Source organism: Micromonospora sp. NPDC003776 (assembly GCF_053605645.1).
Genome location: NZ_JBSGJR010000168.1, coordinates 1 through 11690, shown reverse-complemented (window position 1 = coordinate 11690; position 11690 = coordinate 1). Strand labels below are relative to the sequence as shown.

The window sequence follows — 11690 nt, the reverse complement described above, 5'->3', positions numbered from 1 at the left end:
CCGACGGCGTGCGGGTGACCCGGGAGGAGCCGCCCGGCGGTGGCCCCGTCGCCGCCGCCGCCGCGAGCCTGGCCCTGCTCGACCCCGGTACGCCCACCGTCGCCCTGCTCGCCGGGGACCTGCCCCTGCTGACCCCGGCGGCCGTGACCGAGCTGCGGCGGGCCCTCGACGGGTCGACTGCCGACGGTGCCTGCTACGTCGACGACGAGGGGCGCCGCCAGCAGCTCTGCGGGGTGTGGCGGGTGGCCGCGCTGCGGGCGGCGGTCGAGCGGCTCGCCGCCGAGCGGGGCGGCACCATCGACGGTGCGCCGGTACGCCGGCTGCTGGCCGGCCTCGCCGTCCGGGAGGTGTCCTGGTCCGGCGCCGGGCCGCCGCCCTGGTTCGACTGCGACACTGACGAGGACGTACGCCGGGCCGAGGAGTGGACACGATGACGGTGATGGACGACTGGGTCACGGCGGCCTGTGCCGAGCTGGGGTTGGACCCGGCCGAGGTGTCGGTGCCGACCGTGCTCGACCTGGCCAAGGACGTGGCCCACCAGGTGCTGCGCCCGGGTGCGCCGGTCACGGCGTACCTCCTGGGAGTGGCCGTGGGGCGGGGGGCGGACCTCGCCGCGACGGCCGCGCGGCTCAGCGAGCTGGCCGGTTCGTGGCCGGTCGAACTGGACGGCACGGCACCCACGGAGTAGGACGTTCCGCCGGGGTTCCGACCGGTTGTCCGATGTCGGTCCCGAGGTGATTCGACCCCCACCGTCCCTGGGTAGGGTGGCCCGTGACGGACGGAGGCGATCATGACGGCAGACCACCCCTCGTCGGGCGGTGAGCCCGCCGGCGACATGCCGGAGCAGTACGAGCCGATCCTGCTGGACGAGCCCACCACGGCCGATCTCCGGGCCAAGGTGACCGAGGCCTGGCGGGAGTTCGCCCGCGCGCTGGCCGATCGACTGCACGCCCTGCCCAACGGGGCGCACCTGGAGCTGACGCTCGACCCCACCGCCTCCGGGACCGGGGACGCCGTCTACTCGATCAGCGTGGACGTGGGCGACGAGGGCCGGCTGTCGGCGCGGGCGGTCGGCAACGCCACCCTGCCGCAGGGGTACCGGCTCGACCGGGCGGCCGTGGCGGACATGATCGCGCTCGGCTGGTCCCCGCCGGGGGTGGTCGAGGGCTCGGGTGAGCAGTTCGGCCTGGACTGCCTGGTCGACGAGGCCACCCGGCTGGCGGCGGTGCTGTCCCGGACGCTGCGCGACGTCTACGGGGCGCCGCACCCCGCCTTCCTGGTCTATCTGGTGCACGACGCCGAGGGGGAGGCGCTGCCGGTGGAGCCGCTCGGCACCGCCCGCAGCGAGTTCGGCCCGGACCGCGACGTGGAGGCCGACCTCGACGAGGCGCTCGCCTCGGCCGCCACCGCCCAGGCCGCCGAGAACGACGTGCTCGCCCTCGAGGAGCGGGTGCGTACGGTGGTGTCGACCATGCTCAAGTCGAAGTCCGACCAGTTGCAGGTCGACTCGGACGGTGACATCAACATCCGGGCCGGCTCGGCGATGGTCTTCGTCCGGGTACGCGACAACCCGCCCCTGGTCGACGTCTTCTCCCCCGTGCTCACCGAGGTCGAGCCGACCGAACGCCTCTACGTGAAGCTCTCCGAGCTGACCAACCGGATGCCGATCGGCCGCCTCTACTGCGCCGACGACACGGTCTGGGCCTCGATCCCGGTCTTCGGCCGCAACTTCCAGGCCACCCACCTGATGCTCGCCGTGCAGGTGATGACCGGCCTGGCCGACGAGTTGGACGACCGGCTGCACGGGGAGTTCGGCGGTAAGCGCTTCTTCGGCGAGGGCGACAAACCCGCCCGCGGCCAGTCCGAACACCGCACCGGCATGTACCTCTGACCGCACCCCGCCCGCGGCGGCCCCTGTTTCACGGAAACAGGGGCCATCCCGCGTGCACAGGCCACTGTTTCCGTGAAACAGCCCGGATCCCGGAAGGCGCGGATCCGGGCAGGCGCGGACTCGGGCCCCGCGCGGACTCGGGCCCCGCGCGGATCTGCGCACACGCGCGGATCCGGGAGCGGGGCGGGGCGGGCGGTCAGAGGTCGAGGAGGGTCTTGCCGACGGTGGCGCGGGACTCGATCGCGGCGTGCGCGTCGGCGGCCCGTTCCAGGGGAAAGCGTTGCCCGATCAGCGGGCGGAGCCGCCCGGCCGCGCCCTCCGCCAGCGCCTGTCGGGTGAGGGCGCGGAGTTCGTCGGGCGGGGCGCTCGGGCGCAGCAGGGTCACCCCGCGCGCCGCGGCCACCTCCGCGGGCAGGTCCGCCCAGGCGCCACCGGCCAGCCCGAAGCTGAGCATCCGGCCACCGCGGTCGAGCAGGTCGAACGCGGTCCGGGCGAGCGCGCCGCCCACCCCGTCGAAGACGACGTCGAGGCCGCCGGTGGCGGCGCGTACCCGGTCGGGCCAGTCCGGCTCCCGGTAGTCGACCACCACGTCCAGCCCCCGTTCCCGCAGCAGGGCCACCTTGCGCGGACCGCCGGCGGCGGCGACGACCCGGGCGCCCGCCGCCGTGGCGATCTGGGTCAGCAGGCTGCCCACCCCGCCGGCCGCCGCCTCGACCAGCACCCGGTCGCCGGTCCGCAGCCCGGCCGCCCCAGCCAGCATGAGGGCGGTACGGCCGTCGGCGAGCAGCGCGACCGCCTGGTCCAGCGGCAGCCCGTCCGGTATCGGGAGGGGCGCGTCCTGGGCCACGGCGACGCGCTCGGCGTACCCGCCGGCGCCGCCGGTGGCGGTGACCACCCGCCGGCCGACCAGCCCCGGGTCGACGCCCGGGCCGACCTCGCCGATGGTGCCGCCCACCCCGTTGCCGGGGATCAGCGGCAGCTCCCGGGGGAACGGCCCGAACCCGGTGCCCCGGAACATGGTCTCGACGAAGGTCAGGTTGGCGTGCGTCACCTCGATCAGCACCTGCCCCGGACCGGGCACCGGGTCCGGAGCCGGTCCGGGGACCAGCACCTCCGGACCGCCGAATTCCCGCAGCCACACTGCCCGCACGTCGCGCCTCCCGTCCGGACCGCACCTTGCGCGGTCCCGGGCCAGTGAACGACCTGAAGCGAGGTTGAGGTCAAGAGGCGGAGGGGCCGACGCCGGGGGACTCGACGAGCCGGGACAGGACGATGGTGCTGCGGGACGAGGTGACGAAGGATTCGGCCCGCAGCCGCTCCAGCGCCTCCTCCAGATGGGCGATGTCGGCGGCCCGCAGGTGCACCAGCGCGTCCGCCTCCCCGGAGACGGTGTATGCGCCGACCACCTCGGGGTGCCGCCGCGCGGCCGCCCCGATCTGCGCCGGCGTGGTCCGGCCGGCGCAGAACAGCTCAACGAACGCCTCGGTGGTCCAGCCGACGGCGGCCGGGTCGACCACCGCGGTGAAGCCCCGGATGACCCCGGCGGATCGGAGTCGGTCGACCCGACGCTTGACCGCCGGGGCGGAGAGTGACACCCGGGTGCCGATGTCCGCGTACGAAGCCCGGGCGTCTGCCACGAGCAACGCAATGATTCGCTGGTCGACCGCGTCTATCTGCAACGTTCCGCCTCTGGGAAGCAATGGTTGTGGCTGTTACCAAAGTTGTACCGTACCTACTCTTGGTGACCGTGAACCAGCAGCGCGTCCCGCGAAAGCGGACATATCTCATGTGCTCGCCCGAGCACTTCGCGGTCGAGTACGCGATCAACCCGTGGATGGATGTGACCGCGCCGGTCGACGCGGACCTGGCGGTCAAGCAGTGGGACCGCCTGCGGGAGACGCTCGTCGGCCTCGGTCACGAGGTGCACCTGCTCACCCCGGAGCGCGGGCTGCCGGACATGGTCTTCGCGGCCAACGGCGCCTTCGTGGTGGACGGGACGGTCTACGGCGCCCAGTTCAAGCACGAGCAGCGGACCGCCGAGGCCGCCGCGCACCGGGCGTTCTACGAGGAGCACGGCTGGCGGTTCATCGCACCGAGCGAGACCAACGAGGGCGAGGGCGACTTCGCGTACCTGCCGGACGCGCACGGCGGGCTGATCCTGGCCGGCCACGGCTTCCGCACGGAGCTGGCGGCGCACGCCGAGGCGCAGGAGGCGCTCGCCCGCCCGGTGGTCTCGCTGCACCTGATCGACCCGCGCTTCTACCACCTGGACGTGGCGCTCGCCTCGATCGACGACGAGAACATCGTCTACTACCCGGGCGCCTTCTCCGCGGCCAGCCAGAAGGTCCTCGCGCAGCTCTTCCCGGACGCGGTGCTCGCCGACGACGAGGACGCGCTGGCGTTCGGCCTCAACCTGGTCAGCGACGGCCTCAACGTGGTGCTGAACAGCGAGGCGACCCGCCTGGCCGGCAAGCTCAAGGCGGCCGGCTACCACCCGGTCCCGGTCGAGCTGGCCGAGCTGAAGAAGGGCGGTGGCAGCGTGAAGTGCTGCATCGCCGAGCTGCGCCACTGACGTACGCCGGAAGGCGGAACGGGCGGCCTCCCCACGGGGAGACCGCCCGTTCGGCGTACGGGAGGGCTCAGCCCAGGGTGGCCAGTTCGTTGACGACGACGTTCGACAGCAGCCGGCCGTCGAGCATCACCCGGCGCAGGTACCACTTCTGCTGCGGGGTACGCGGCTGGTTGAACTGCCAGGCGCCACGCGGGCTGTCGATCTGGCCGATCTTGCCGAGCGCCAGGTTGACCGCCTGCGGGGTCGGGTTCCCACCGACCAGCCGGATCGCCTTGTCGAGCACCTGCGCGGCGTCGTACGAGGCCATCGCGTAGGTGGTCGGGGAGGCGCTGAAGGTCTTGCGGTACGCCGAGGCGAACACCCGGTTGGCCGTGTTGTTCAGGTCGGGCGAGTAGTTCAGTGCGGTCTCGATGCCCTGCTTGAGGACGCGGGTCCGCTGCTCGCCGTTCTCGCCGTCGTCGAGCTGGCTCAGCACGGTGCCCTCGGTGAGGAAGCCGGGGGCGTAGACCTTGCCCTGGTAGCCCTGGTCGTAGAGCTGCTTGAGGAACTGCACCGCGGCCGTGCCGGAGTAGTTGCAGAAGACCGCCTCGGGCCGCCTGGCGAGCGCCTTGCTGATCGCGCTGCTGAACGCGGCCTTGCCGGGGTTGGGGTCGTCGGTGGTGAGCACCGGGTCCTCGGCGAGCCGGTGGCCCTCCTGCTCGTAGCCGCGCCGGAAGCCGTCGATGACGTCCCGGCTGCCTGGGCCGGGCGGGGCGAAGATCGCGATGCGGCCGGAGACGCCGATCTGTCGCAGGTACGCGCCGAGCGCCTCGCCGGGCTCGTTGAGCACGTACGAGGTGCGCCAGATGTAGACGACGCTCTGCAGGCTGGTCGGCGACGCGTTGGACCCGATCAGCGGCACCCGGGCCTGCTCGACGGTGTCCCGGATGCCGGACATCACGATGGGGCTGACCACGCCGGTGAGCGCGAGGACGCCCTCCTTGACCAGCCGCTCCACGGCGGCCGTGCCGGTCTTTCCGGTGTCGCCCTCCTCGGCCGTGACAAGCGTCACAGGGTGACCGCCGAGCTGCTGGTCGTTGAGGCTCAGGAAGAGCTGGAAGCCGTTGGTGATCTCGTCACCGATGGCCTTGTTCGGCCCGCTGCTCGGGACGATCAAGCCGATCTTCACCGGGCTTCCGGGGCTGGTCGTGCCCTCGGAGTCGGTGTCGGAGCCGCAGCCCGTCGCGAGCCCGGTGGTACCCAGTGCGGCCAGCAGTTGAAGTGCCCGCCTGCGGTTCATCTGCGACACCGATTCCTTCCCGTAAGGGCTGCCAGGGTGCACGCCCCTTCGGCGTTCTACCTGCTCCGCGACTCTGCGTCAATGGCCGGAAGATCATCGTGCAGGGACCGCAACGCAGCCACCACCCGGGGCCAGGCGGCCGAGCCCGGGGCGATCAGTCCGAAATGCTCGCATTCGGGCAGCTCAAGCAGCGTGACCGGCGTGCCCGCCGGCGCCGCGGCGGCCACCCACGAGCGGCTGATCGCGATCGGGACCTGCCGGTCCAGCAGGCCGTGGATGACTACCGTGCGTGCTTGGATCGGCACCAATGGCGATGGATCGGCTGCGGCGTACCGGTCGGGGTGGTCCGCCGGGCCGCCGCCGAGCAGCGCCGCCACCGCCCCACCGTCCAGGTCCAGCCGGTACGCCTCGGCCAGGTCCGCCACCGGAGCCAGGGCGAGCACGCCGCCGACCGCGGCCGGGGCGTGCGCGGCCGCGTACAGCGCCAGGTGGCCGCCCGCCGAATGGCCGACCAGGATCGGCGGCCCGGGCGCCACCCGGCCGGGCAGCGCGGCGGCCGCCAGGGCGGGCAGCGCGGTCACCCCGGCGAGCACGTCGGTCAGCGTGTGCGGCCAGCCGCCCTCGGGCTGCCCGGTACGCCGGTACTCCAGTTGGGCGACCGGATGGCCCAGCGCGGCCAGGGCGGCGGCCATCGGGCCCGTGTGGCTCCGGTCGTACTCGGCCCGCCAGAAGCCGCCGTGCACCACCACGACCAGCGGCCGGGGCGGGCCGTCGCCGGCCGGTCGGCGCAGATCGGCGACCTGGTCGGGGTGGTCGCCGTAGGCGACCGTGACGTCCGGCGGCGGGGACGGCTGGGTGAGTACGGCGCGCGGGTCAGCGGGCATGCCGGCGACGGTAGCGCGCCCGGCCCGCCGGGCCCGGGCCGGTGGCCCGGCCGGGTGGTTCGACGGCGTCGACCCCGGTCCCGCCGCGCACGGGTGGCGAGGGCTGGGTAAAGATGGGTGCCATGACCGATGCGCGTTCCGCGGGACAGAACGACGAGCAGGACAACGACGGCATCCCCGGCACGGTGGTGGTGGTCGGGCCGGACGGTCGCCCGGTCGGCACGATGCAGACCGACGAGGGGCAGGGCGAGGACCCGACCCGCCTGGTCGAGCAGCCGGCCAAGGTGATGCGGATCGGCAGCATGATCAAGCAGCTGCTGGAGGAGGTCAAGGCGGCCCCCCTCGACGACGCCAGCCGGCACCGGATGCGGGAGATCCACGAGCGGTCCATCGTGGAGCTGAAGGAGGGCCTCGCCCCCGAGCTGCGGGAGGAGCTGGAGCGGATCTCGCTGCCCTTCACCGAGGAGAAGGCGCCCAGCGAGAGCGAGCTGCGGATCGCCCACGCCCAGCTGGTCGGCTGGCTGGAGGGGCTGTTCCACGGCATCCAGGCCGCGCTGGTCGCCCAGCAGATGGCCGCCCGCGTGCAGCTCGAGCAGATGCGCTCCGGCCGGGCGGCGCTGCCCAGCGGCCCGGGTGGGATGGTGCCGGGCATGCCTGGCATGCCGCAGACCAACGAGGGGCACGCCCCCGGCCAGTACCTCTGACCCCGGTGGCCGGGGCGCGCGCCCGCGCCCCGGCCGTCAGGCCGTCCCGAAGACCTGCTCCAGGTAGGCGGCCACGCCGTCCTCCTCGTTCGCCCCGGTCACCTCGTCGGCGATCTCCCGCACCGCCGGGTGCGCGTTGGCGACCGCCACCGCCCGGCCGGCCCAGGTCAGCATCGGCACGTCGTTCGGCATGTCGCCGAAGGCCAGCACGTCCCGCTCGTCGATCCCGAGGCGGGCGGCGTACCAGGCCAGGCCCGCCGCCTTGGTCACGCCGGCCGCGGAGATCTCCACCAGCCCGCTGTACGAGGAGTGGGTGGCCTCGGCCAGCCCTTCCAGCGCGGCGGCGACCACCCGGACGAACGCGTCCGGGTCCTGCTCGCCCGCCCGTGCCAGCAGCTTCACCGCGGGTACGGCGTGCAGCTCCTCCGGGGACTCCACCGCCCGGATCGCGTCGAGATCGGCGTCCCAGCGCAGCGGGTAGTGCGACTCGTGCCGCATCTGCCGGCTGTCCACGATCTCCACCGCGAAGCTCACCCCGGGCACCTCGGCGCGCAGCCGGCGGGCCACCTCGGCCAGCAGGTCCGGCGCGAGCGGGTCGGCCCGCAGCACCTCGTCGGTGACCGGGTCGTAGACCACCGCGCCGTTGGCGCAGATCGCCGGGAGCGGTTCGGCGAGCTGCTCGTACACGAGCGGCAGCCAGCGGATCGGACGGCCGGTGACCAGCACGACCGGCGTGCCCGCCGCGGCGATCCGGGCCAGCACGGCCGCGGTACGCGGGCTGAGCGTCCGGTCGTCGCGCAGCAGCGTGCCGTCGATATCGGTGGCGATCAGGCGAGGTGGATCTCCCATCACCGGGAGAGTAGCCGGTCCAGGTAGACCGCGACGCCGTCGTCGTCGTTGCGCAGGGTGATCTCGTCGGCGGCCGCCCGGACCTCCGGGTGGGCATTGGCCACCGCCACCCGCGCCCAGCCCGCCCAGCCGAACATCGGCAGGTCGTTGGGCTGGTCGCCGAAGACCAGCACCTCCGCCGGGTCGACCCCGAGCCGCTCGGCGACCACCGCGAGACCGGTGGACTTGTCCACCCCGGCCGGGCAGATCTCGATGAAGCCGAGGCCGGCCTGGGTGAGCGTGGCCAGCTCCGGCGGGACGATGGTGCGGGCCACCGCCAGCAGTTCGTCCACGTGGTGGTCGGCGGTCCGGGCGAACGCCTTGATCACGTCGCAGGAGAGGCACTCCTCGCGGCTGCGCGCCTCGAACCGGTCCTGGTACGGCCAGCTCGGGTGGTAGTCGCCCCACAGCGGCGCGTCGTGCTCGTCCGACGCCTCCACCATCACCGTCAGCGGGCCGACCTCGGCCTCCAGATCGGCCAGGAGCCGGGCCAGCAGCCGGCCGGAGAGCCGCTCGTCCCGCAGCACCAGCGGCCCCTCCGGGTCGCTCTGGTCGACCACCCGGCCGCCGCCGGCCATCACCAGGAAGTCCGCGGCGCGGATGTCGTTGCGGGTCAACTCGGTCAGCCGCGGCCCACGCCCGGTCGCGCCGACCACCGGGATCCCGGCGGCCCGCACCCGGTCCAGCACCTCATGGGTGTACGCGGAGACGGTGTCGTCGCTGCGGACGAGCGTGCCGTCCAGGTCGGTGGCGATCAGCTTGGGCAGTCCCGGGCGGGTCATGGTTCCTCCTTCGCCCGCCGCCGTCGCGCCGGCCGCCCTGGTCCTCGGTGCCTGGGTCCACGAACGGCGGGCAGCAACCGTATCTCGCGCAACCGCCCGCAACCATGGCTTTTCGACGAATCGGACACCAATCCCTGGCGACCGCCGGGTGGCTCGACCGCACAGCTCAGTACGGCTGCTCGGGCCGCGCGAACGGCACCGTGGGCTCCACCGTCAGGTCGGCCGGCTCGCGCGGCAGCTCGTCCTCCCGGGACCGCCGCCGGGCCAGCACCGGGCGTCCGCTCTCCGCCGTCCCGGGCTCGGCGTCCGGATCCGCTCCCCGGTCGATCGCCCGGCCGGAGAGGTGGAGCGCGCCGGCGAGCAGCACCACGGCGACGAAGCCGCTGACCAGACCCCGCCCGTAGTCGACCCGGAAGCCCTCCTCGGACGCGTAGAAAAGGGTGCGCTGGCCGGAGTCGTCCAGCGAGAAGGCGGCGGCGGTCAGCACCGCCAGCACCGCCGCGGCGAGACCGAGCCCGGCCACCCGGGCGTTCTGCCGGACGCCGGGGGTGCCCCGCAGCGCGAGCGCCACCGCGACGGCCAGACCGAGCAGGCCCACCAGGTAGGCGACGCCGAAGCCGCCGACGTCCGCGACTCCGCCGGGCACCCGGATGGGCGTGTTCCCGTCCGCGCCGCCGTTCGGCACCGTCATCACCAGCCACTCGCCGACCAGCGAGGCGATTCCCGCCACCGCGCCGAGCCCGACCAGCACCGGCGGCAGGCGACGGTCCCGGGCCAGGCCGGCGAGGGAGCGGCCGGGTCGGTCGGCCGGGGACGGGTCGGCGTCGCCCCACTCCACGACGGTGGTGCCGTCGGACCGGTCCTGTCTGGGGATGGGGAGATCCTGGGACATCGGCCACCCTTCCGCGTGCGCGGGCCTGCGTCGAATCATGACACACCCGGCACCCGGTGACAGGTACCGCAACTACGCCGGGCCGGTGCGGTGCCGGCCGCTTTCGGATAGCGTCGTGCCATGCCTATCCGTACCGCTTCCGCACGTTGGCAGGGCAACCTCACCGAGGGGGCCGGCACGGTCCGCACCGGCAAGGGCGGTCTCACCGGCGACTACTCCTTCAAGTCCCGCTTCGAGGAGGGTGAGGGCACCAACCCCGAGGAGCTGATCGGCGCCGCGCACGCGGGCTGCTTCTCGATGGCCCTCTCCAAGCAGCTCGCCGACGCGGGCGCCACCGACACCTCGGTCGAGACCACGGCCAAGGTCCACTTCGACAAGACCGACGCGGGCATGACCGTGACCCGGATCGACCTGGAGACCGTCGGCCAGGTCCCGGGCATGGACGCGGCCCAGTTCACCAAGCTGGCCGAGGCGGCCAAGGAGAACTGCCCGATCTCGCGGCTGCTCTCCCCGGGCGCGCAGATCACCCTCGACGCCCGCCTCGCCTGATCCCGGCCCGCGCGACGCGTGGCCGCACCTGCCCGGAGAGAGTGCCCGTCATCGCCACTCTCTCCGGGCAGGTGTGCCGACCAGGAAGGGGTGAGCGGGCGGCGTGGCCGTGGAGATGAGCCGGGAACGGTTCGAGGAGCTGGTCGGCGAGGCCCTCGACGAGGTGCCCGAGGAGCTGCTCGGGCTGATGAGCAACGTGGTCATCCTGGTCGAGGACGACCCGCCCCCGGGCGAGGACCTGCTCGGCCTCTACGAGGGGCACGCGCTCACCGACCGCGGCTGGGACTACTCGGGGGTCCTGCCGGACCGCATCCTCATCTACCGCCGTCCGATCCTGCGCATCTGCGACACCGAGGACGATGTCGTCGACGAGGTGGCGGTGACCGTGGTGCACGAGATCGCCCACCACTTCGGCATCGACGACGAGCGGCTGCACGCGCTCGGCTGGGGCTGACCGGCTCCGCGTAGCGCCCCGCTCGGCCGATCCCCCGACTTGCGCGGTTCCCCTAACCTGCGGGCAGGCACACCCCGATGCAGGAGGAAGAACCCCATGCGCAGCGCGCTGTTCTCCGCGGAGAACCTTGAGAAGGAGTCCCAGCAGCCGGGCATGCGGCTGCAGAACTCCAAGATGCTGAAGATCGAGCTGAACGGCGAGGCGATGGCCCGCGTCGGGTCGATGGTCGCGTACCAGGGCCAGGTGCAGTTCCAGGCGCTCGGCTCCGGCGGCATCGGCAAGTTCATCAAGCAGCGGCTCACCGGTGAGGGCGTCCCGCTGATGAAGCTCAGCGGCCGGGGCGACGTGTTCCTCGCCGACCTGGCCAAGGACGTGCACATCATCGACCTGGAGCCCGGCGACGCCCTGTCCATCAACGGTTCCAGCGTGCTCGCCTTCGACTCCACGCTGAGCTACGACATCAAGATGGTCAGCGGCATGGGCTTCGCCGCCTCCGGCCTGTTCAACTGCGTCTTCACCGGCCACGGCCGGATCGCGATCACCACCAAGGGCACCCCCGTGGTGCTCAACGTGGACGCCCCGACCTACGTCGACCCGCAGGCCGCGGTCTGCTGGTCGGCCAACCTGCAGACCGGCTACCACCGGGCCGAACAGCTCGGCCTCGGCACGCTGCTCGGCCGCAGCACCGGCGAGGCGTTCACCATGAGCTTCGCCGGGCAGGGCTTCGTCGTGGTGCAGCCGTCGGAGGAGGCGCCGGTGCAGGGCAGCGGGGCGCAGCAGCAGCAACAGGGCGGC

15 protein-coding genes are annotated in these 11690 nt (G+C 73.3%); 8 read left to right on the top strand and 7 right to left on the bottom strand.

Going from position 1 to position 11690, the window contains the following annotated elements:
- The 3 genes from mobA to ACWEVO_RS16080 all read left to right on the top strand — a co-directional run.
- A partial coding sequence (gene mobA, locus ACWEVO_RS16090; RefSeq protein ID WP_452308304.1) for a molybdenum cofactor guanylyltransferase occupies positions 1-434 on the top strand: 434 nt, incomplete at its 5' end.
- Complete coding sequence (locus ACWEVO_RS16085) at positions 431-688, top strand: DUF6457 domain-containing protein (RefSeq protein ID WP_452308303.1); 258 nt, start codon at positions 431-433, stop codon at positions 686-688. The genes mobA and ACWEVO_RS16085, both read left to right, overlap by 4 nt.
- Before the next feature lie 102 nt (positions 689-790).
- Complete coding sequence (locus ACWEVO_RS16080; protein WP_452308302.1) at positions 791-1891, top strand: T3SS (YopN, CesT) and YbjN peptide-binding chaperone 1; 1101 nt, start codon at positions 791-793, stop codon at positions 1889-1891.
- 196 nt (positions 1892-2087) lie between these two features.
- On the opposite strand, the gene ACWEVO_RS16075 is transcribed toward ACWEVO_RS16080, so the two are convergent.
- Together ACWEVO_RS16075 and ACWEVO_RS16070 are read right to left on the bottom strand one after the other, a co-directional pair.
- The gene (locus ACWEVO_RS16075) at positions 2088-3041 is read right to left on the bottom strand and encodes a zinc-binding dehydrogenase (protein ID WP_452308301.1); all 954 of its coding nucleotides are present in this window, start codon (positions 3039-3041) and stop codon (positions 2088-2090) included.
- A gap of 70 nt (positions 3042-3111) precedes the next feature.
- On the bottom strand, positions 3112-3570 hold the full coding sequence (locus ACWEVO_RS16070; RefSeq protein WP_452308300.1) for an Lrp/AsnC family transcriptional regulator: 459 nt from the start codon (positions 3568-3570) through the stop codon (positions 3112-3114).
- Between the two features lie 59 nt (positions 3571-3629).
- On the opposite strand from ACWEVO_RS16070, the gene ddaH reads away from it, so the two are divergent.
- Complete coding sequence (ddaH, locus tag ACWEVO_RS16065; protein WP_452308299.1) at positions 3630-4463, top strand: dimethylargininase; 834 nt, start codon at positions 3630-3632, stop codon at positions 4461-4463.
- A 67-nt stretch (positions 4464-4530) separates the two neighbouring features.
- Here the strand turns inward: ddaH and ACWEVO_RS16060 are convergent, their stop codons facing one another.
- Both ACWEVO_RS16060 and ACWEVO_RS16055 read right to left on the bottom strand, forming a co-directional pair.
- Positions 4531-5751, bottom strand: a complete 1221-nt coding sequence (locus ACWEVO_RS16060; protein WP_452308298.1) for an ABC transporter substrate-binding protein — start codon at positions 5749-5751, stop codon at positions 4531-4533.
- A 47-nt stretch (positions 5752-5798) separates the two neighbouring features.
- Positions 5799-6626, bottom strand: a complete 828-nt coding sequence (locus ACWEVO_RS16055) for an alpha/beta hydrolase family protein (RefSeq protein WP_452308297.1) — start codon at positions 6624-6626, stop codon at positions 5799-5801.
- Between the two features lie 113 nt (positions 6627-6739).
- On the opposite strand from ACWEVO_RS16055, the gene ACWEVO_RS16050 reads away from it, so the two are divergent.
- Positions 6740-7330 carry a bacterial proteasome activator family protein gene (locus tag ACWEVO_RS16050; protein ID WP_452308296.1) on the top strand — a complete coding sequence of 197 codons (591 nt, stop codon included), beginning with the start codon at positions 6740-6742 and terminating at the stop codon, positions 7328-7330.
- A gap of 36 nt (positions 7331-7366) precedes the next feature.
- Here ACWEVO_RS16050 and ACWEVO_RS16045 read toward each other — a convergent pair whose 3' ends face one another.
- From ACWEVO_RS16045 to ACWEVO_RS16035, 3 genes are all read right to left on the bottom strand, one after another.
- Positions 7367-8179 carry an HAD family hydrolase gene (locus ACWEVO_RS16045; protein ID WP_452308295.1) on the bottom strand — a complete coding sequence of 271 codons (813 nt, stop codon included), beginning with the start codon at positions 8177-8179 and terminating at the stop codon, positions 7367-7369.
- Positions 8179-9000: an HAD family hydrolase gene (locus ACWEVO_RS16040; protein ID WP_452308294.1), complete on the bottom strand. Its 822-nt coding sequence runs from the start codon at positions 8998-9000 to the stop codon at positions 8179-8181. Before ACWEVO_RS16040 ends, ACWEVO_RS16045 begins: the two co-directional genes overlap by 1 nt.
- Before the next feature lie 166 nt (positions 9001-9166).
- Complete coding sequence (locus tag ACWEVO_RS16035) at positions 9167-9892, bottom strand: hypothetical protein (RefSeq protein ID WP_452308293.1); 726 nt, start codon at positions 9890-9892, stop codon at positions 9167-9169.
- 120 nt (positions 9893-10012) lie between these two features.
- On the opposite strand from ACWEVO_RS16035, the gene ACWEVO_RS16030 reads away from it, so the two are divergent.
- From ACWEVO_RS16030 to ACWEVO_RS16020, 3 genes are all read left to right on the top strand, one after another.
- The gene (locus tag ACWEVO_RS16030) at positions 10013-10441 is read left to right on the top strand and encodes an OsmC family protein (RefSeq protein ID WP_452308292.1); all 429 of its coding nucleotides are present in this window, start codon (positions 10013-10015) and stop codon (positions 10439-10441) included.
- A gap of 109 nt (positions 10442-10550) precedes the next feature.
- A complete protein-coding gene (locus ACWEVO_RS16025; protein WP_452308305.1) occupies positions 10551-10895 on the top strand; it encodes a metallopeptidase family protein in 345 nt (114 codons plus the stop codon).
- Between the two features lie 96 nt (positions 10896-10991).
- A partial coding sequence (locus ACWEVO_RS16020) for an AIM24 family protein (RefSeq protein WP_452308291.1) occupies positions 10992-11690 on the top strand: 699 nt, incomplete at its 3' end.